Origin of the sequence: Sinimarinibacterium thermocellulolyticum (assembly GCF_040327995.1) — a bacterium.
GTDB lineage: Bacteria > Pseudomonadota > Gammaproteobacteria > Nevskiales > Nevskiaceae > Solimonas > Solimonas thermocellulolyticum.
Map to the genome: position 1 here is coordinate 47,272 of NZ_JBEPIJ010000008.1, position 18,635 is coordinate 65,906.

18 protein-coding genes and 1 tRNA gene are annotated in these 18,635 nt (G+C 66.8%); 18 read left to right on the forward strand and 1 reads right to left on the reverse strand.

Features of this window, described 5'->3' with window-relative positions; all coding sequences use genetic code 11:
- Positions 1 to 5: 5 nt before the first annotated feature.
- From ABSH63_RS08545 to ABSH63_RS08590, 10 genes are all read left to right on the forward strand, one after another.
- Entirely contained in the window at positions 6 to 1,268 is a 1,263-nt protein-coding gene (locus ABSH63_RS08545; protein ID WP_352889002.1) for an N-acetylmuramoyl-L-alanine amidase, read from the forward strand.
- Positions 1,269 to 1,339: 71 nt separating this feature from the next.
- Entirely contained in the window at positions 1,340 to 3,139 is a 1,800-nt protein-coding gene (gene mutL / locus ABSH63_RS08550; RefSeq protein ID WP_352889004.1) for a DNA mismatch repair endonuclease MutL, read from the forward strand.
- A gap of 57 nt (positions 3,140 to 3,196) precedes the next feature.
- Positions 3,197 to 4,108 carry a tRNA (adenosine(37)-N6)-dimethylallyltransferase MiaA gene (gene miaA, locus ABSH63_RS08555; protein ID WP_352889168.1) on the forward strand — a complete coding sequence of 304 codons (912 nt, stop codon included), beginning with the start codon at positions 3,197 to 3,199 and terminating at the stop codon, positions 4,106 to 4,108.
- A 72-nt stretch (positions 4,109 to 4,180) separates the two neighbouring features.
- The gene (gene hfq, locus ABSH63_RS08560; RefSeq protein ID WP_352889005.1) at positions 4,181 to 4,447 is read left to right on the forward strand and encodes an RNA chaperone Hfq; all 267 of its coding nucleotides are present in this window, start codon (positions 4,181 to 4,183) and stop codon (positions 4,445 to 4,447) included.
- A 56-nt stretch (positions 4,448 to 4,503) separates the two neighbouring features.
- Entirely contained in the window at positions 4,504 to 5,808 is a 1,305-nt protein-coding gene (hflX, locus tag ABSH63_RS08565; protein WP_352889007.1) for a ribosome rescue GTPase HflX, read from the forward strand.
- Between the two features lie 137 nt (positions 5,809 to 5,945).
- Complete coding sequence (hflK, locus tag ABSH63_RS08570) at positions 5,946 to 7,094, forward strand: FtsH protease activity modulator HflK (RefSeq protein WP_352889009.1); 1,149 nt, start codon at positions 5,946 to 5,948, stop codon at positions 7,092 to 7,094.
- Positions 7,095 to 7,964 (forward strand): protease modulator HflC, encoded by an 870-nt coding sequence (hflC, locus tag ABSH63_RS08575; RefSeq protein ID WP_352889011.1) that lies wholly within the window; start codon positions 7,095 to 7,097, stop codon positions 7,962 to 7,964.
- The gene (locus tag ABSH63_RS08580; protein WP_352889013.1) at positions 7,961 to 8,158 is read left to right on the forward strand and encodes a DUF2065 domain-containing protein; all 198 of its coding nucleotides are present in this window, start codon (positions 7,961 to 7,963) and stop codon (positions 8,156 to 8,158) included. Before hflC ends, ABSH63_RS08580 begins: the two co-directional genes overlap by 4 nt.
- Before the next feature lie 2 nt (positions 8,159 to 8,160).
- On the forward strand, positions 8,161 to 9,171 hold the full coding sequence (locus ABSH63_RS08585; protein WP_352889015.1) for an ATP phosphoribosyltransferase regulatory subunit: 1,011 nt from the start codon (positions 8,161 to 8,163) through the stop codon (positions 9,169 to 9,171).
- Between the two features lie 92 nt (positions 9,172 to 9,263).
- Positions 9,264 to 10,556, forward strand: a complete 1,293-nt coding sequence (locus tag ABSH63_RS08590) for an adenylosuccinate synthase (RefSeq protein WP_352889016.1) — start codon at positions 9,264 to 9,266, stop codon at positions 10,554 to 10,556.
- A gap of 124 nt (positions 10,557 to 10,680) precedes the next feature.
- Here ABSH63_RS08590 and ABSH63_RS08595 read toward each other — a convergent pair.
- A tRNA-Leu gene (locus tag ABSH63_RS08595) sits at positions 10,681 to 10,765 on the reverse strand.
- A 40-nt stretch (positions 10,766 to 10,805) separates the two neighbouring features.
- On the opposite strand from ABSH63_RS08595, the gene rnr reads away from it, so the two are divergent.
- The 8 genes from rnr to alr all read left to right on the forward strand — a co-directional run bounded on the left by rnr (position 10,806) and on the right by alr (position 18,622).
- Positions 10,806 to 13,142, forward strand: coding sequence for a ribonuclease R (rnr, locus tag ABSH63_RS08600; protein ID WP_352889017.1), 2,337 nt, complete (start codon positions 10,806 to 10,808; stop codon positions 13,140 to 13,142).
- Positions 13,139 to 13,834, forward strand: a complete 696-nt coding sequence (locus tag ABSH63_RS08605) for a YiaD family glycine zipper/OmpA-like lipoprotein (RefSeq protein WP_352889018.1) — start codon at positions 13,139 to 13,141, stop codon at positions 13,832 to 13,834. Before rnr ends, ABSH63_RS08605 begins: the two co-directional genes overlap by 4 nt.
- Before the next feature lie 94 nt (positions 13,835 to 13,928).
- Complete coding sequence (rlmB, locus tag ABSH63_RS08610; RefSeq protein ID WP_352889019.1) at positions 13,929 to 14,711, forward strand: 23S rRNA (guanosine(2251)-2'-O)-methyltransferase RlmB; 783 nt, start codon at positions 13,929 to 13,931, stop codon at positions 14,709 to 14,711.
- A 150-nt stretch (positions 14,712 to 14,861) separates the two neighbouring features.
- Positions 14,862 to 15,302 (forward strand): 30S ribosomal protein S6, encoded by a 441-nt coding sequence (gene rpsF / locus ABSH63_RS08615; protein ID WP_352889021.1) that lies wholly within the window; start codon positions 14,862 to 14,864, stop codon positions 15,300 to 15,302.
- Between the two features lie 3 nt (positions 15,303 to 15,305).
- The gene (gene rpsR, locus ABSH63_RS08620) at positions 15,306 to 15,533 is read left to right on the forward strand and encodes a 30S ribosomal protein S18 (protein ID WP_352889022.1); all 228 of its coding nucleotides are present in this window, start codon (positions 15,306 to 15,308) and stop codon (positions 15,531 to 15,533) included.
- A gap of 12 nt (positions 15,534 to 15,545) precedes the next feature.
- A complete protein-coding gene (gene rplI, locus ABSH63_RS08625) occupies positions 15,546 to 16,004 on the forward strand; it encodes a 50S ribosomal protein L9 (protein ID WP_352889023.1) in 459 nt (152 codons plus the stop codon).
- A gap of 165 nt (positions 16,005 to 16,169) precedes the next feature.
- Positions 16,170 to 17,546, forward strand: coding sequence for a replicative DNA helicase (gene dnaB / locus ABSH63_RS08630; protein ID WP_434223259.1), 1,377 nt, complete (start codon positions 16,170 to 16,172; stop codon positions 17,544 to 17,546).
- Positions 17,543 to 18,622 carry an alanine racemase gene (alr, locus tag ABSH63_RS08635; protein ID WP_352889024.1) on the forward strand — a complete coding sequence of 360 codons (1,080 nt, stop codon included), beginning with the start codon at positions 17,543 to 17,545 and terminating at the stop codon, positions 18,620 to 18,622. The genes dnaB and alr overlap by 4 nt, the downstream gene beginning before the upstream one ends.
- Positions 18,623 to 18,635: the final 13 nt, after the last annotated feature.

An 18,635-nucleotide genomic window follows, 5' to 3' on the forward strand; every position in this document is an offset into this window, starting at 1 on the left:
GGCGCATGCGCTGGGGTTTGCTACTGATCGCGATCGCGATGAACGCGGCGGCTTCGGCCGCCGAGCTGCGTGACTTGCGCGTCTTCAGCGAGGCCGAATCGACCCGCGTGGTGTTCGATCTGGACACTCCCGCCGCGCACGAGCTGTTCACGCTCTCCGGTCCCGAGCGCGTGGTGATCGACATCCAGGGCCTCGATGCCGGCGCGATCGCGCGCGTCCAGGCCACCGCCGGGCAGGGGATCGTGCAGCGTCTGCGCAGCGGGCCGCGCGGTGACGGCGTGCGCGTGGTGCTCGATGTCCGAGACCGCGTGTTCGCGAGCAGCTTCACGCTGCCGCCGGAGAGCGGCAGCGGCCATCGGCTGGTGGTCGATCTCGCGCATCCATCCGCGGGCACTGCAGCGCCGGCGTCGGTGGCGGCGGAAACGGCGCTCGCCAGTGCGGTCGCCGAGCCGGCACCAAAGGTCAAGCTGCAAAGCCGTCCGGTGGTCATCGCGATCGATGCCGGTCACGGCGGCCAGGATCCAGGCGCCAAGGGGCGCAGCGGACTGCTGGAAAAGGACGTCGCGCTCAAGGTTTCGCGCAAGCTCGCCAAGCTGATCAACCATACGCCGAACATGCGCGCGGTGATGACCCGTGACGGCGACTATTTCCTCGGCTTGCGCGAACGCGTCAACATCGCGCGCAAACATCAGGCCGATCTGTTCGTCTCGATACACTGCAATGCGTTCACGCGGCGTGACATGCGCGGCTCGGCGGTCTACGTGCTGTCCAACGGTGGCGCCAGCAGCGAACATGCGCGCTGGCTCGCGCAGAAGGAGAATGCCGCGGATCTGGTCGGCGGCGTGCATCTGCACGACAAGGACGATGAACTCGCCGCGGTGCTGATCGATCTGTCGCAAGGCGCCACGCGCGAGGCGAGCTTCGACGTCGCCGGCCGTATCCTGGGCTCGCTGTCGAAGATCAACCGCCTGCAGCGGCGCGATGTCCAGCAGGCCGGCTTTGCCGTGCTCAAGGCCCCGGACATCCCCTCGGTGCTGGTCGAGACCGCTTTCATCAGCAACCCCGAAGAAGAAAGACTCCTCGCCTCGGATGCCTTCCAGGACAAGCTGGCGCGGCAGATTCTCGATGGTGTGAAGGGCTACTTCGCCAGCTACAGACCGCAGCAGCAGATCGTCGAGGCCGAACCCGAACCGCAATACCTCAGCCGCAGCGCCGTCGCCGATGCCGATTGGCACGGCGCATCCTTCACCCAAGGCGTCTCCCGTTGAACGGAGGCCGACTGCCCGGGCGGAGTCTGCTCCCGCCCGGGTTTTTTTATGGTCACCGCTAAACTGGGCGGATGATTCGCATCCTTCCCGACCAACTCGTCAACCAGATCGCAGCCGGCGAAGTCATCGAACGCCCCGCCGCCGTGGTCAAGGAGCTGGTCGAGAACAGTCTGGACGCCGGTGCGCGGCGCATCGAGGTCGATCTCGAACGCGGTGGTCTCGGTTTGGTCCGCGTTCGCGACGACGGCGCTGGCATCGAGCCGGCGCAGATGGCACTGGCCTTCGAGCGGCACGCGACCAGCAAGATCAAGAGTCTCGACGATCTCGAAAGAGTCGCCAGCCTTGGTTTTCGTGGCGAGGCGCTGCCCAGCATCCTGTCGGTGTCGCGCCTGCGGATGACCTCGCGCAGGTCCGGTGCCGGGCATGCCTGGACGCTCGGCGGCGAGGGTGTGCTGTTTGCGCGACAGCCAGTGCCGGCGGCGCATCCTCCCGGTACCAGCATCGAGGTGCGCGATCTGTTCTTCAACACGCCGGCGCGGCGCAAGTTCCTCAAGAGCGAGGCGACCGAGTTCCGGCACGCACAGAACGCGCTCGACCGCATCGCCTTGTCGCGTTTCGACGTCGGCTTCGCGCTGCGCCACAACCAGCGACGCGTCCGCGATCTGGCGCCCGCCGATGGCGCGCCGGCGCGGCGCGCGCGTGTAGCGTCGATCTGCGGCGAGGACTTCATCGCCCAGGCAGTCGAGATCGACGAGTCGCGCATGGGCATGCGCCTGCACGGCTGGGTCGGGTTGCCGAGCTTCGCGCGCAGCCAGGCCGATCTGCAGTTTTTCTACGTCAACGGTCGTCTGGTGCGCGATCGCCTGCCGGGTTTCGCGCTGCGTCGCGCTTTTGCCGACGTGATGCACTCGGCGCATCACCCGGCCTACGTGCTGTACCTGGAACTCGATCCGGCCGGCGTCGACGTCAACGTCCATCCGCAGAAGACCGAGGTGCGCTTCCGCGACGGCGGTCGCGTGCACGACATGCTGTTCGGGGCGGTCCACCAACTGCTGCGCGGCGTGCGGCCGCAACCCGAGCAGCACCGTGTGATGCTGATACCGCCACCCGCATCTGCCAGCCCCGAACGGGCCTCGCCGGCGTATCCACGTCAGGCTTCCGGACTCGCAACCGACCTGCGCGCAATCCCGGCCGTTGCCGAGGCGGCTGCCGTCTACGCCCGCACCGAGACGGCGCCACTCGCAGTCACGGACAAAGCGGCGAACGCAGCGCCGGACGAGGCGCCGCTGGGACATGCGCTGGCGCAACTGCATGGCGTCTACATCCTCGCGCAAAACCGCCAAGGCCTGGTCGTGGTCGACGCGCACGCCGCCCACGAGCGCGTGCTCTACGAACGCATGAAGCATCAGCTCGACGGCGGCGGTATTCCGGCGCAGGGCCTGCTGATGCCGCAGTCCGTGACCTTGCACGAGGACGAGGCCGATGCGCTCGAAGCGCGCAAGGCCGAGCTCTATCGTTATGGCATCGATTTCGATCGTGCCGGGCCGGGCAGCGTGCGCGTGCGTGCAGTCCCGCCGCTGCTCGATCCTGCGCAGGTCGAGGCGCTGATCCGCGGACTCGTGCGTGACGACGAGCGTCGTGAGGCCGTGAGTCACTTCGGCGAGGCGATCGAGGCCCAGTACCGCGTGCTCGCCGACGTCGCCTGCAAAGCCGCGATCAAGGCCAATCGCCGCCTGACGCTGCCGGAGATGGACGCGCTGCTGCGCGACATGGAGCGCACCGAACTGGCGGGGCAATGCAATCACGGCCGGCCGACCTGGGTGCAGTTGGGTATCGATGCGCTCGATCGTCTGTTTCTCAGAGGGCGCTGACGCGCGCCGCGCCAGAGCGTGACAACGACGCACCCCGCCTTGCCGCTGATCTGCCTGATGGGGCCGACCGCCTCGGGCAAGACGCAGTTGTCCGTCGATCTGGCGGCGCATTGGCCGGTCGAGATCATCAGCGTGGATTCCGCGCAGATCTACCGCGGCATGGACATCGGCACGGCCAAACCGGCACCGGCGCTGCGCGCGGCCATCCCGCACCACCTGATCGACATCCTCGATCCGGCGCAGAGCTACTCGGCAGCGCGGTTCGCCGCCGACGCGGCGGCGCTGATCGCGCAGATCCGCGCACGCGGACGGCTGCCGCTGCTCGTGGGCGGCACCATGCTTTACTTCCGCGCGTTGTTCGACGGGCTCAGCGAGCTGCCATCGGCAACGCCCGCATTGCGCGCCAGGCTTAAGGCCGAAGCGCAGGCGAACGGCTGGCCGGCGCTGCACGCGCGGTTGGCCGCGGCCGACCCTGAAACGGCGGCGCGTCTGCATCCGAACGACAGCCAGCGCATCCAGCGCGCGCTCGAAATCCTCGACGCCACCGGCGTCGCGCCCAGCCGCTGGTATGCACGGCCGCGCGCACCCGCGATCGACGGCGCGCTGCTGCGCATCGCGCTGCTGCCGCAGGATCGTGCCGAGTTGCATCGTCGCATCGACCAACGCTTCGACGACATGATCGAGCAAGGATTGCTCGACGAGGTGCGGCGGTTGCACGCACGCGGCGATCTGCACGCGGAACTGCCGTCGATGCGCGCGGTCGGTTACCGGCAGCTCTGGGCGCATCTGGACGGCGCGTACGGCCTTGACGAGGCCATCGCCCGCGGCAAGGCGGCGACGCGTCAGTACGCCAAGCGCCAGCTCACCTGGTTGCGCGGCGAAAAGGGTCTGCTGCAAATCGAGGCCGGTGCAGTCGACGCGGTGCGCCGGGTGCTGCGCGCCGCCGAACGTGCGGCCGGTGACGCGTGATACACTCAAAGGCCCGCGCAATGGCACGAAACGGCCTCGGCGAGGCCGGCATGACAAACAGGGAAACGTCCGATGTCCAAAGGTCACACACTACAAGAACCGTTCCTCAATGCGCTGCGCAAGGAGCGCATTCCGGTCTCGATCTACCTGGTCAATGGCATCAAGCTGCAGGGGCACATCGAGTCTTTCGATTCCTTCGTCGTGTTACTGCGCAACAGCGTGAGTCAGATGGTCTACAAACATGCGATCTCGACGGTGGTGCCGGCGCGCGCCGTGCGTCTGTACGATCCGTCGAACGACGATGCGCAAGACGGCGCCGGGGGCAACGCCGCCGAGTGAATGACCGCGGCACGGGCAAGCGTCGGGCGGCCGGTGGCCGCGCGCGGTGAGGGCTGATGTTCGAGCGTCCCCAAGCCGGTCAAAAGGCGCTGCTGGTCCACCTCGAGTTTCCCGGTGCGGACTTCGCTGCGGAGCGCGCCGAGTTCGTCGAGCTGGCGCGTTCCGCCGGCGCCGAAGTCCTCGATGTGATCGGCGGCAGCCGCCGTCAGCCGGATCCGGGACTGTTCGTCGGCAGCGGCAAGGCCGAGGAGATCGCCGCCGCCGTCGCCGCCAAATGCGCAGAGCTGGTGATTCTGAATCACACGCTCAGCCCGAGCCAGGAGCGCAATCTCGAACGCGTGCTCAAGGCGCGCGTGCTCGATCGCACCGGTCTGATCCTCGACATCTTCGCGACGCGCGCACGCTCGCACGAAGGCAAGCTGCAGGTCGAGCTGGCCCAGCTCCAGCACATGGCGACGCGTCTCGTGCGCGGCTGGACCCACCTCGAGCGTCAACGCGGCGGCATCGGTCTGCGCGGTCCCGGTGAAACCCAGCTCGAAACCGACCGCCGCCTGATCCGCGTGCGCATCGGCGCGCTCAAGCGCCAGCTCGACGCGGTGCGCAGCCGTCGCGAACGTTCGCGCATCGCGCGCGGTCGTCGCCAAGTGCCGACGGTGTCGCTGGTCGGTTACACCAACGCCGGCAAGTCGACGCTGTTCAATGCGCTGACCGGCGAGGCCGCGTTTGCGTCGAGCCAGTTGTTCGCGACGCTGGATACGACGGTGCGGCGCATGCCGCTGCAGTCGGGGGAGCCGGTGGTGGTTGCCGACACCGTTGGCTTCATCCGCGATCTGCCGCACGATCTGGTCGCGGCATTTCGCGCGACGCTCGAAGAGGCGCGCGACGCCGCGCTGCTGCTGCACGTGATCGACGCGGCCGATCCGGAGCGCATGAGTCGCATCAACCAGGTGCAGTCGGTGCTCGACGAGATCGGCGCGGCGCAGGCGCCGGTACTGGAAGTGTTCAACAAGATCGACTTGCGCGCCGAGGAGCTGCCGCGTGTGGACCGCGACGAGCAGGGCGTGGCCCGCCGCGTCTATGTATCGGCCCGCACCGGCGCAGGTCTCGATTTACTGCGCGCGGCGGTGGCCGAGCGCCTGGCGCTGGCGCCGCAGGTGCGCGAGCTGGTGCTGCCGGTGAGCGCTGCGCGGTTGCGCGCGCAACTGTTCGCACAGCGCGCGGTGCTCGAGGAGCACACGGCAGAAGACGGCAGCTTCCGGCTCAAGGTTTCGCTGCCGCCCGCGCAGTTACGCAGGCTGTTCTGCGCGGCCGGGTTGGACGATCCGACCCAAACCGCAGCGACGGGCGCACCCGTCTGCTGAAGACGCCGAGGCGCGCCGGGCTGTTAGAATCCGCCCTGTTTGGCCTGCTGATGCGACGCCCGGTGCGTCGACGGCGTCGAAGCCTGCAGCGCCCCGGTACAACCAGATTCTCCCATCGGACTTTTTCGGAGTAGGCAATGGCCTGGAATGAGCCGGGACCCGGTCGCGATCCATGGAACCAGGGGCCCAAGCGCGGCGAAGGTCCGCCGGATCTCGACGAAATGCTCAAGCGCATCAAGTCCCGTCTCGGCGGCGGCCGTGGCGGTAGCGGCGGTGGTGGCGGCAAATCGGCGCCGCCGCTGCCCAGCGGCCTGATCGGTCTGGTCATCGCGGCGCTGGCGCTGCTGTGGGCGGCCTCGGGGTTCTATGTGGTCGACGAACAGGAGCAGGCGGTCGTGCTGCGCTTCGGCAAGCATGTCGCGACCACCGATGCCGGCCTGCATTGGCGCATGCCGTGGCCCATCGAGAAGGAGGAAATCGTCAACGTCACCGGCGTGCGTGCCACGCGTGACCGTGCGACGATGCTTACCCAGGACGAGAACATCGTCGATCTCGAACTCACGGTCCAGTACCGCGTGTCGGATGTCAACGCTTACGTGTTTCACGTGGCCGATCCCGACATGACGATCCGACAGGCGACCAAATCCTCCGTGCGCGAGGTCGTCGGACAGTCGCGCATGGACTTCATCCTGACCGAGGGTCGCGAAGAAATCGCCAATCGCACCAAGGTGCTGTTGCAAGAGCGTATGGACGAGTACGGCACCGGTCTGGTCGTGACTGAGGTCAATCTGCAGCAGGCGCAGCCGCCGGAGCCGGTGCAGGCCGCATTCGCCGACGCGATCAAGGCGCGTGAGGATCAGGAGCGCCTGAAGAACGAAGCCGAGGCCTACGCCAACGATCGTCTGCCCAAGGCGCGCGGTGCGGCGGCGCGCCAGATCGAGGAGGCCACCGCCTACCGCGACCAGGTCATCGCCAAGGCCCAAGGCGATGCGTCGCGCTTCACGCAGTTGCTGGCCGAGTACCGCAAGGCGCCCAAGGTCACACGCGAGCGTCTGTATCTGGATGCGATGAGCGAGGTCTACGGTGGCAACAGCAAGGTGCTGATCGATGTCGATGGCGGTGCGCCGATGCTCTATCTACCCCTTGACCAGTTGATACGTCGCCAAGACGCCACCGCCGGTACTGAACCCGTCGTCTCACCGTCGGCGCCGGCCCGCAGCAGCGGCAGCGGTGGCGGCAGCAGTGGCGGCATGGATGGCCTGCGTTCGCGCGAGAGGGGACGTTAAATGAGAAACACCAGTCCGATGGTCATCGCGATGGCCGCGATCGCGGTCCTGTTCGTGGTGTCGAACTCCCTGTTCATCGTCGATCAGCGCGAACGTGCGGTGCTGTTCCAGGTCGGCCAGTTGAAGGGCGCCGGCTTCGCGCCCGGTCTGCACGTGAAGATTCCGTTCTTCCAGACCGTGCGCAAGTTCGACGGTCGCATCTTGACGCTCGACAATCAGACCGAAAACTTTTTGACGTCGGAGAAGAAGAACGTCGAGGTCGACTTCTTCGTCAAATGGCGGATCGCCGATGCCGCGGTGTACTACCGCGCAACCGGCGGCCAGGAACTGGTCGCACTCGATCGCCTCGCCGCGATCGTCAACCGCGGCCTGCGCGACGAGTTTGGCTCGCGCACCATCCAACAGGCGGTGTCGGACGAACGCGACGCGATCATGGAGGAGCTCGAGGCCAAGATCGAGCCCAACGTCGCCGAGCTGGGCATAGAGGTCGTCGACGTACGCCTCAAGGCGATCAACCTACCGCAGTCGGTCAGCGAGTCGGTGTACGACCGTATGCGCGCCGAGCGTGCGCGTGTGGCCTCTGATCTGCGCGCCCGCGGCGCCGAAGAGGCGGAGAAGATCCGCGCCGAAGCCGATCGCCTCGCACAAGTCACGCTGGCCAATGCCTACAAGACCGCCGAAGAGCTGCGCGGCGAGGGTGATGCCAAGGCGGCCGAGATCTACGCCAAGGCCTACAGCCAGGACGCGGAGTTCTACAGCTTCTATCGCTCGCTCAACGTCTACCGCAGCAGTTTCGCCGAGGGGCGCGACGTCCTGGTACTCGAACCCGACTCGGCGTTCTTCAAGCACTTCCACGGCGGCGCACCGTGACGGTCGACTGGGGCGAGCTGATTCGCGCCCTCGGCCTGGTGATGGTGATCGAGGGCCTGATGCCGTTCGCGATGCCGTCACGCTGGCGCAGCATGCTGCTGACGATCGCGCAGTTCGACAGTCGTGCGCTGCGGCTGATGGGCGCCTGCAGTATCGGCGCTGGCCTGCTGGTGCTCCATCTCGTGCAAGGTTGAGGATGCTCGACGAACAGTGGATGCTGCCCGAAGGCGTCGACGAGACGTTGCCGCCGCTGGCCTGGCAGCTGGAAACGCTGCGGCGCAAGCTGCTCGATCACTACCGCAAGAGCGGCTATGAGCTGATCCTGCCGCCGCTGATCGAGCATCTCGATACCCTGCTGACCGGCACCGCGCAGGGCCTTGCGCGGCAGACCTTCAAGCTCACCGATCCGGCCAGCGGCCGGCTGCTCGGGCTGCGCGCCGACATGACGCCGCAGGCCGCGCGCATCGCTGCGCGCCGCTACGCCGATAGGCCGACCGTGCGCCTGTGTTACATCGGCTCCGTGCTGCGTACCGAACCCGACAACCTGGGCGGTCCGCGCTCGCCGCGCCAGGTCGGCTGCGAGCTGTTCGGTGTGCCGGGGATCGAAGGGGATCTAGAGGTGCTGCAACTGCTGCGCAGTACGCTGCACCTCGCCGGCGTGCGCAAGCTGCACCTCGATTTGGGGCACGTGGGCATCTATCGCGCGCTGACGGCGCGCATCGGCCTCGACGCCGACGACGAATCGGCGCTGTTCGACATCCTGCAGCGCAAGTCGCACCCGGATCTCGCAGATTTTGCGCGCGCACGTGGCCTCAAGCCCCGCCAGGCGGCTGCGATCTCGCAATTGATGGATCTCAACGGCGATACCTCGGTGCTCGCGCGTGCGCGCGACGCGCTCAAGGCTGGCGGCGACGAGGTCGCTGCCGCGCTCGATCTTTTGCAGCGTATCGTCGATGAGTTGCAGCGCGTCGCGCCGCGGCTCGACATCCACTTGGATCTGGCCGAGCTGCGCGGCTACCGCTATCACACCGGTATCGTCTTCGCCGCTTTCGTGCCCGGTCATGGCCGTGAGATCGCGCGCGGCGGGCGCTATGACGGTGTCGGCGCGGTGTTCGGCGCGGCGCGACCCGCAACCGGCTTTTCGGCGGATTTGAACGAACTGCTGCGGTTGGGTACGCAGCGTCAATCGAGAACCAAGCATGGGTGAGTCCGTGGCGATCATCGGCGCCCCGGGGCCGAGTTTCGTCCCGGCCGTGGACGATGCGGGGTATCGCCCCATTGGGCGCAGGAGCACGCAGCATGGGTAAGTCCGTAGTGATCATCGGCGCCCAATGGGGCGACGAAGGGAAGGGTAAGGTCGTCGACCTGCTGACCGACCGCGTCCAGGCGGTCGCGCGCTTTCAAGGCGGTCACAACGCCGGGCACACACTGGTCATCAACGGCGTCAAGACCGCGCTGAACCTGATTCCGTCCGGCATCATGCGCCCCGGCGTCGCCTGCCTGATCGGCAATGGCGTGGTGCTCTCGCTGCCACATCTGCTCGCCGAGATCGAAAAGGTCGAGGCCACCGGCGCGTCGGTGCGCGACCGCCTGCGCATCTCCGAAGCGGCGCCGCTGGTCCTGCCCGTGCACGCGCAGCTCGATCAGGCGCGCGAACACGCGCGCGGTGAGGCCAAGATCGGTACCACTGGCAAAGGCATCGGCCCAGCTTACGAGGACAAGGTCGCGCGTCGCGCGGTGCGCGTCGGCGATCTATTCCATCGCGAACAGCTCGCAGCCAAGCTCGGCGAGCTGCTCGCGTACCACAACTTCGTGCTGCAGAACTACTTCAAGCAGGAGCCGGTCGATTTCCAACGCACACTCGATGATCTGCTCGGCTACGCCGAAGTCATCCGGCCGATGGTCGCGGACGTCACCGAGCTGCTGCGTCAGCATCTGCAACGTGGCGACAACGTGCTGTTCGAAGGCGCGCAGGGCGCGCTGCTCGATGTCGATCACGGCACTTATCCGTTCGTGACATCGAGCAACACCACCGCTGGCGGCGCGGCCACCGGTACTGGCGTCGGCCCGCGCGAGCTGAATTACGTGCTCGGCATCGTCAAAGCCTACGCGACGCGGGTCGGTTCCGGCCCGTTTCCGACCGAGCTGGACGACGACATCGGCCAGCACATTCGCGACAAGGGCGCCGAGTACGGCACCGTGACCAGGCGTCCGCGGCGCTGTGGCTGGTTCGATGCGGTCGCGGCGCGGCGCTCGATCTTCAACAACAGCGTCAGCGGCCTGTGTGTGACCAAACTCGACGTGCTCGATGCGCTCGACGTGATCCGCATCTGCACCGGCTACAAGGTCGACGGCAGGCCGGTCGAAGTGCCGCCCATCGGCGCCGAGGGGTTGGCGAAGGTCGAGCCGATCTACGAGGAGCTGCCCGGCTGGAAGTCCAATACTTACGGCGTGAAGCGTTTCGGCGATCTTCCCGAGAAGGCGCGCAACTACCTCCGTCGTATCGAAGAGGTCACCGGCGTCGAGCTCGCGATCGTGTCCACCGGCCCCGATCGTGAACACACCATGGTGCTGCGCAATCCGTTCGATTGAGCCACTGCCGCCGGCGCGCGATCCGCTGCGGCTTGCGCGCCGGTCTGCCACGCTGGCATTGCGGCGGGCAAAGCCAGACACTAAAAAAGGCCGACCGCAGGGTCAGCCTTTTTCGAGATTCAAATGGTGCCGAGAAGAGGACTCGAACCTCCACGGTGTTACCCGCCAGTACCTGAAACTGGTGCGTCTACCAATTCCGCCATCTCGGCTTGAGGGCGCGCATTGTGGCGACGCCCCCGACCTTTGTCAATGAAACCCAAGACCCCGAAAAAACCCAGAAAATCCAACGGAAACACCGCTGTCGCGCCGTGGCGCAGCCGTGATCCGGATTTCGCGCAGCAGGCCGAGCGCTACGCCGAGCCGATCCCCAGTCGCGAGCTCATCTTGCAGACCTTGAGCGATCACGACGGGCCGATGACGCTGGATGATCTGATCGCCAGCTTCGAGCTGCGTCGTCTTGGCGAGCAGGAGGCACTGGCCAAGCGGCTGCAGGCCATGGTGCGCGATGGCCAGTTGGTGCAGAACCGACGCGGCGCCTACGGGCCGGTGACCGAGATGCACCTGATCGCCGGCGTGGTGCAGGCGCACCGCGACGGTTTCGGCTTCCTGATTCCCGATGCCGGCGGCGATGACGTGTTCCTGCCGCCGCGGCAGATGCGCGAGCTGATGAACGGTGACCGCGTGCTGGTGCGCGTGGTCGGTCGCGATTTCAAGGGACGCCCGGAGGGTGTGGTCGCCGAAGTGATCCAGCGCGTCACGCGCAGCGTGGTCGGACGGCTGCACGTCGAGCAGGGCGTGTCTTACGTGATTCCGGACAACCCGCGCGTGCAGCACGATCTGCTGATTCCGCCGGAGCATCGCGGCGGTGCACAGCACGGGCAGATCGTCGTCGCCGAGATCGTGACGCCGCCGGGACGCCGCACACTGCCCATCGGGCGTGTGCAGGAGGTCGTCGGTGACTACATGGCGCCGGGCATGGAGATCGAGGCCGCGATCCGTGCGCATGGTCTGCCACGCACCTGGCCCGACGCGGTCGAGGCCGAGCTCGCGAAGATTCCGGACGAGGTACGACCGCAGGACATCAGCGATCGCGTCGATCTGCGTGATCTGCCGCTGGTGACGATCGACGGCGAGGACGCGCGCGACTTCGACGACGCCGTCTACTGCCGTCCGCAGCGCGGCGGCGTGTTCGGCAAGGGCGGCTGGACCTTGTGGGTCGCGATCGCCGACGTGTCGGCCTATGTGAAGCCGGACACGCCGCTGGACAAGGAAGCGCTCAGTCGCGGCACCTCGGTGTACTTCCCGCAGCAGGTCATCCCGATGCTGCCGGAGAAGCTGTCGAACGGCCTGTGCTCGCTCAATCCGCACGTCGACCGTCTGTGCATGGTCTGCGAGATGCGCGTGCTGCCGGACGGCACGGTGGCCAAATCGCGTTTCTACGAGGCGGTGATGCGCTCGCAGGCGCGCCTGACCTACGACGAAGTGGCCGAGATCCTCGCGCAGCCGCAGGGGGCGCGCGCACGCGCCAACGCGGCGCTGGTGCCGCATCTTCAGGCGCTCGATGCGGTGTTCGAGGCCTTGTTCGCAGCGCGCACCGAGCGCGGCGCCATCGACTTCGATTCGACTGAGACGCGCATCGTGTTCTCGGGTGAACGCAAGATCGAACGCATCGTACCGGTGCGGCGCAACCGCGCGCACCGTCTGATCGAGGAATGCATGATCGCGGCCAATGTGCAGGCGGCGATGTTCGTCGCCCGGCGCAAATTGCCGAGCCTCTACCGCGTGCACGAGTCCCCCGATCCGGTCAAGCTCAGAACATTGCGCGAGTTTCTGGCGCTCAAGGGTCTGTCGCTCGGCGGCGGCGACAAGCCGACGGCGAAGGACTACAGCCGAACCATCGCGCAGCTCGCTGGACGCGACGACGCCCATCTGGTGCAGACGGTAATGCTGCGTTCGATGATGCAGGCGCGTTACAGCCCGGACAACGTCGGCCACTTTGGACTCGCGCTGGACCATTACGCGCACTTCACTTCACCGATCCGGCGCTATCCGGACTTGCTTCTGCACCGCGCGATCAAGCATGCCTTGGCGCGCGGCAGGGCGAGGGCCAGACGGGAGTGGTATCGCTACGATGCCGAGCGCATGCTCGCGCTCGGTGCACACTGTTCAATGACCGAGCGCCGCGCCGACGAGGCCACGCGCGAGGTGATCACCTGGCTCAAGTGCGAGTACATGCGCCATCGCATCGGCGAGGTGTTCGAAGGGACGGTGTCCAGTGTCGCGCCCTTCGGCCTGTTCGTGGAACTGGAGGGTCTGTACATCGAAGGCTTGGTTCACGTCTCGTCGCTGCGCAACGACTACTACGAACACGACGCGGCGGCGCAACGCCTCGTCGGCAGTCGCAGCCATACGGTCTATGCGCTCGGCGAGCGAGTGCGCGTCAAGGTGGTGCGCGTCAACCTTGACGAACGCAAGGTGGACTTGGATCTGGTCGAGGTGCTGCGGCATTCATCACGGATTAAGTCCTGCGGCTCAGAATCCGCAGCATCACGAAAATCACGTCAACGCCAGAGGAAACGTACATGAGGACCATGAAGATCGCGGTATGCGCAGCGGTCGCCGTCACGCTGGTCGGATGCGCCACGGACGATCCAAATCGTCGTGCCAAGACCGGTGCGGCGATCGGCGCGGTGGCCGGTGCGGTGCTCGGTAAGCAGGTCAGCGACGCGCGTGGTGCGCCGATCGTCGGCGCCGTCATCGGTGCGATCGCCGGTGGTGCCGTCGGCAATTACATGGACAAGCAAAAGGCCGAGCTCGAGCGTCAGCTGGCGGAGGAGGCGGCGCGCAACGAACTGCGCATCACGCAGCTTTCCGGCGACGCACTCAAGATCGGCATCGCCAGCGACGTCAGCTTCGACGTCGATAGCGCCCAGCTCAAGCCCGAGGCGCTGGCGACTTACGCCAAGATCGCCAACGTGCTCAAGACCTACGACAAGACCGTGGTGCACATCGTCGGGCACACCGACTCCACCGGCAGCGACCAGTACAACCAAGGCCTGTCCGAGCGGCGGGCGGCTGCGGTGGCCAGCTACATGGGCGGTCAGGGGCTGCCGGGCACGCGCGTGCGCGTGGAAGGTCGCGGCGAGAGCCAGCCGATCGCCAGCAACGATACGGCCGAGGGCCGTCGGCGCAATCGGCGTGTCGATATCGTGATCAAGCCGGTGGTCGAAGGCCGGGAGCAGGAAGCCTGGACGCCGCCGCCGTATCTCGGCGCCTGAACGATCTTGAGGTGCTCCCCCGAGACGCCCCCGGATGCGGGGGCGTCGCGCTTTGTGCACACTGCCGGGCACGGTCGATCATGCGAGTGACGAGGTGGCCAAGACAATCCTGATCGGCGGCTTTCACGCCGTGCTCGCGGCGCTCGAAGACGCCCACGACAAGCCCTTCGAGGTGCTGCTCGCCGACCGCCGTGACGACGCCCGCGCGCAACAGGTGCGCGATCTGGCCAAGGCCCATGGCGTGCGGCTGCGCGTGACCGCGCGCAGCGAGCTCGATCTGAAGGCGCCGGGCTTGCGTCATCAGGGTGTGCTGGCCTACGTGCCCGAAAAAGCCTTCGATGCCGAGGACCTGCTCTACCGACAAGCCGAGTCCTCGCACCTGCTGCTCGTGCTCGACGGGGTACAGGATCCGCACAACTTCGGTGCCTGCCTACGCACCGCGGAGGCGGCGGGCGTGACTGCCGTGATCGTGCCCAAGGATCGCAGCGTCGGCCTGACGGCGGTTGCGCGTAAGGCGGCGGCCGGTGCGGCCGAGCGCGTGCCGCTGGTTGCGGTGACGAATCTGGCGCGGACGCTGACACGACTCAAGGCGCTCGGCTACTGGATCACGGGCTTGGCCGGCGACGCCGACGAAACGATCTACGACGTCGATCTCACCGGACCGACCGTGCTGGTGATGGGCGCCGAGGGCGAGGGCATGCGCCGGCTGACGCGCGAATCCTGCGACCGGGTGGTCAAGATCCCGATGTACGGCAAGATCGAGAGTCTGAACGTCTCGGTGGCGGCCGCCGTGTGTTTGTACGAGGCCTTGCGCCAGCGGCGGCCGCGCAGGGGCGGCAAATCGGGCGCGAGCGGGGCGATTGCAACGAGTCGCTGATTCCCCTAATATCCGCCGCCCCCGTGCCGTCAGGGCTGCGGGTTTTCTGTTTTCTATCTGCCACTTGCTCCACGGCCGGCCTTCGGTCGCGACCGGGAGCCACACGGATCGCGATCGAACGACGCGTCCGCGTGTCCACAAGGAGATGCGATGCGACACTATGAAATCGTCGTCATGGTGCATCCTGACCAGAGTGATCAGGTTCCGGCCATGATCGAGCGTTACAAGGGCATGGTCGAGGCCGGCGGCGGTAAGGTCCATCGCCTCGAAGACTGGGGGCGTCGTCAGCTGGCCTATCCCGTCGCCAAGGCACACAAGGCCCACTATGTGCTGATGAATGTCGAGATCGGTGGCGAGACGCTGGCCGAGCTCGAAGCGGCGTTCAAGTTCAATGACGCCGTCATCCGCCGCCTGATCATTCGCAAAGACAAGGCTGTGACCGCGCAGTCGCCGCTGTTCAAGGCGCCGGAAGACGAGCGCAAGGGCGCCAGCGACTACCGCTCGCGCCGCAGCGAGGTCGATGCCGACGGCGATGCCGAGTCCGACAGCAAGGAGTCCGAGGAGGCCAACGCCTCGGAAGAAGGAGTCTGAGCCATGGCACAGTTTTTCCGTCGCAAGAAGTCCTGCAAGTTCAGCGCCGACGGCGCGCCCGAGATCGACTACAAAGATCTCAACGTGCTCAAGCAGTACATCGGCGAGAACGGCAAGATCGTTCCGGCGCGCATCACCGGGACGCGTTCGCGCTATCAGCGTGAGCTGGCCTTGGCCATCAAGCGCGCGCGGTATCTCGCGTTGCTGCCGTACACCGACCGTCACGGCTGAGGGAGTGCGAGCATGGAAGTGATCCTGCTGGAAAAAATCAAGAAGCTCGGTGACCTCGGCGATACCGTCAAGGTCAAGGCCGGTTTCGGCCGCAACTACCTGCTGCCGCAGGGTAAGGCGCTGCCGGCGACCGAAGAGAACCGCAAGGTCTTCGAGGCGCGCAAGGCCGAGCTGATCAAGAAGGCCCAGGACAGCCTCAACGCCGCGAAGATGCGCGCCGAGAAGCTCGCCGGCCTGAGCTTGACGGTCACGGCACTGGCCAGCGAGGAAGGCAAGCTCTACGGCTCGGTCGGCCCGGGCGACATCGTCGCCGCGGCCGCCGCACAAGGCGTGGAGCTGCATCGCAACGAGATCGACATGATCTCCGGGCCGATTCGTGCCGTCGGGACTTACACCGTCGCCGTGCAGTTGCACTCCGAGGTCCAGTCCAGCATCACGGTCGTGGTGCAGGAGCAGAAGGCGCAGGCCTGACGCTCTGACTTCGTCGTGAGCGGTACCGCGGCCCGCCTCGCGCGGGCCGCTGCGTTTTGTGCCGCCGTCATCCGAAATCCCCCGCTTGGTCCCCGGATATACACAGGAATTGCTCTTTCCCCGGGGACGATGGCGGGCGAGAATCCGCCCTTGCCATGAGCAGCCATGAGCAACACCGTGACCCGACTGCAGGCGCAACCCAAACTGCCGCCTTACTCGATCGAGGCGGAGCAATCGGTGCTCGGCGGACTGATGCTCGACAACCGCGCGTGGAACGAGGTGGCCGACCGGCTGTCGCCGGAAGATTTCTATCGCCAGGACCACCAGCTCATCTATCGCGCGATCTGCGAGCAGGTCGGCGCGGGCCGGCCTTGCGACTTCGTCACGCTGTCGGAGCATCTCAAGGCGCGCGGGCAGCTCGACGAGGTCGGGGGTCTGGCCTATCTCGGCAGCCTCGCCAACGACACCCCCAGCGCCGCGAACGTACTGGCCTATGCCGACATCGTGCGCGAACGGGCGGTGCTGCGCGGCCTGGTCGCCGTCGGCGGCGACATCGCCGAGCTGGGCTTTCGCGCCGACGGACGCAGTTACGCCGAGCTGCTCGATCTGGCCGAGCAGAAGGTCTTTGCCTTGCGCTCGCGCGCTGAGCACGCCCGCTCCAGCTATCACGCGATGCCGGAGCTGATGCAGAAGCTCGAGGAGAAGATCGAGTTTCTGCGCAAGAATCCGGGCGGTCTCGCGGGCCTGTCGACCGGCTTCGTCGACCTCGACGCCAAGACCACGGGCCTGCATCCGGGCGATCTGGTGATCGTGGCCGGACGTCCGTCGATGGGCAAGACGTCCTTTGCACTCAATATCGCCGAACACGTGGTGCTGTACGAGAAGAAGCCGGCAGCGGTGTTCAGCATGGAAATGCCGGCGGAGCAGCTTGCGCTGCGCATGCTGTCTTCGTTCGCGCGCATTCCGATGGGACGCTTGCGCAGCGGTGAGCTCGACGATCGCGACTGGGACCGCCTGGTCTCGCAGGGCGGCCTGATCCGCGAAGCGCCCCTGTACATCGACGAGACCGGCGCGCTGTCGCCGTTGGAGCTGCGCGCGCGCGCGCGGCGCATCAAGGCCCGCCATGGCCTGGGCCTGATCGTGGTCGACTACATCCAGCTCATGCAGGTGCCGGGCACCAAGGAAAACCGCACCAACGAGATCTCCGAGATCTCGCGCAGCCTCAAGGCTCTGGCCAAGGAACTCGAAGTGCCGGTGATCGCGCTCTCGCAGCTCAACCGTGGCGTCGAACAGCGCGACAACAAGCGGCCGCGCATGGCCGATCTGCGCGAATCCGGCGGTATCGAGCAGGACGCCGATCTGGTCCTGTTCATCTATCGCGACGAGGTCTACAACAAGGACTCGCCCGATGCCGGCACTGCCGAGATCATCATCGCCAAGCAGCGCAACGGTCCGCTCGGTACGGTGAAGACCGCGTTTCTCGGCGAGTTCACGCGCTTTGACAATCTCGCGCAGGGTTACGCAGAAGACTACGGCGCATGATCCCGCGCGTCACCGCGACCGTCGATCTGTCGGCGCTGACCCACAATCTCGGCATCGTCCGCAAGCTCGCCCCGCGCTCGCGGGTCATGGCTGCGGTCAAGGCCGACGCCTACGGACATGGCGCGGTGCCGGTGTCGCGCGCGCTCGAACAGGCCGGCGTCGACGCGCTCGCGGTGGCCTGTCTGGAAGAGGCGATGAGCTTGCGCCAGGCGCGTATCCAGGCACCGATCGCCTTGCTCGAGGGCGTGATCTCGGGCGAGGAGGCAGCGCAGGCGGTGTACGAGCAGTTGCAGATCGTCGTGCACGACCACTGGCAAATCGAGCTGCTGGAGCGGTTGCCCGACAGCGCGCGGCTGACGCTGTGGTTCAAGCTCGACAGCGGGATGCACCGCCTTGGCTTTCCGTTGGCCGACGTGCCGCGGCTGCGCGAGGTGCTCGCGCGGCATCCGCTTTGGCGTTTCGCCGGCTGGATCACCCATCTGGCCTGTGCCGACGAGCCCGACAATCCGTTCACACGGGAGCAGATCAGTCGGTTCGAGGCGGCCTTGGAGGGTGTGCCGGGGCCGCGTTCCATCGCCAATTCCGCCGGTCTGATCGCCTGGCCGCAGACGCGGGTCGACTGGGTGCGCCCCGGTCTGATGCTATACGGCTGCTCGCCGCTGCCGCAGGTCTCGGCGGCGGCGCTCGGGCTGCGGCCGGCGATGCGCCTGGAAAGCCGCATCATCGCCGTGCGCGAGTACGCGGCCGGCGAGGGCATCGGTTACGGGCTGAGCTTTCGATGCCCGGAACGCATGCGCATCGGCGTGGTCGCGATCGGCTACGCCGACGGCATGCACCGCGCATTCGGCAACGGTACGCCGGTGATGGTGCGCGGGCGCCGCGCCTATCTGGCCGGCCGCGTGTCCATGGACATGATCACCGTCGATCTGCGCGAGGTGCCCGACGCGGCGGTCGGCGACCCGGTATTGCTCTGGGGCGAGGGCCTTCCGGCCGAGGAGATCGCCGGCTGGGCTGGCACCTTGTCGTACGAGTTGTTTTGCGGCCTGACCCAGCGTGTGCGGTTTCGTTACCGATGACGGCTCATCGGTG

What these genes read in the sequence shown, in the direction of transcription:
- ABSH63_RS08545 (WP_352889002.1), top strand. Translation starts at nt 6, where the DNA reads ATGCGCTGGGGTTTGCTACTGATCGCGATCGCGATGAACGCGGCGGCT.
- ABSH63_RS08605 (WP_352889018.1), top strand. Translation starts at nt 13,139, where the DNA reads ATGAGGACCATGAAGATCGCGGTATGCGCAGCGGTCGCCGTCACGCTG.
- dnaB (WP_434223259.1), top strand. Translation starts at nt 16,170, where the DNA reads ATGAGCAACACCGTGACCCGACTGCAGGCGCAACCCAAACTGCCGCCT.
- hflK (WP_352889009.1), top strand. Translation starts at nt 5,946, where the DNA reads ATGGCCTGGAATGAGCCGGGACCCGGTCGCGATCCATGGAACCAGGGG.
- hflC (WP_352889011.1), top strand. Translation starts at nt 7,095, where the DNA reads ATGAGAAACACCAGTCCGATGGTCATCGCGATGGCCGCGATCGCGGTC.
- rnr (WP_352889017.1), top strand. Translation starts at nt 10,806, where the DNA reads ATGAAACCCAAGACCCCGAAAAAACCCAGAAAATCCAACGGAAACACC.
- alr (WP_352889024.1), top strand. Translation starts at nt 17,543, where the DNA reads ATGATCCCGCGCGTCACCGCGACCGTCGATCTGTCGGCGCTGACCCAC.
- mutL (WP_352889004.1), top strand. Translation starts at nt 1,340, where the DNA reads ATGATTCGCATCCTTCCCGACCAACTCGTCAACCAGATCGCAGCCGGC.
- rpsR (WP_352889022.1), top strand. Translation starts at nt 15,306, where the DNA reads ATGGCACAGTTTTTCCGTCGCAAGAAGTCCTGCAAGTTCAGCGCCGAC.
- miaA (WP_352889168.1), top strand. Translation starts at nt 3,197, where the DNA reads ATGGGGCCGACCGCCTCGGGCAAGACGCAGTTGTCCGTCGATCTGGCG.
- rpsF (WP_352889021.1), top strand. Translation starts at nt 14,862, where the DNA reads ATGCGACACTATGAAATCGTCGTCATGGTGCATCCTGACCAGAGTGAT.
- hfq (WP_352889005.1), top strand. Translation starts at nt 4,181, where the DNA reads ATGTCCAAAGGTCACACACTACAAGAACCGTTCCTCAATGCGCTGCGC.
- ABSH63_RS08590 (WP_352889016.1), top strand. Translation starts at nt 9,264, where the DNA reads ATGGGTAAGTCCGTAGTGATCATCGGCGCCCAATGGGGCGACGAAGGG.
- hflX (WP_352889007.1), top strand. Translation starts at nt 4,504, where the DNA reads ATGTTCGAGCGTCCCCAAGCCGGTCAAAAGGCGCTGCTGGTCCACCTC.
- rplI (WP_352889023.1), top strand. Translation starts at nt 15,546, where the DNA reads ATGGAAGTGATCCTGCTGGAAAAAATCAAGAAGCTCGGTGACCTCGGC.
- ABSH63_RS08585 (WP_352889015.1), top strand. Translation starts at nt 8,161, where the DNA reads ATGCTCGACGAACAGTGGATGCTGCCCGAAGGCGTCGACGAGACGTTG.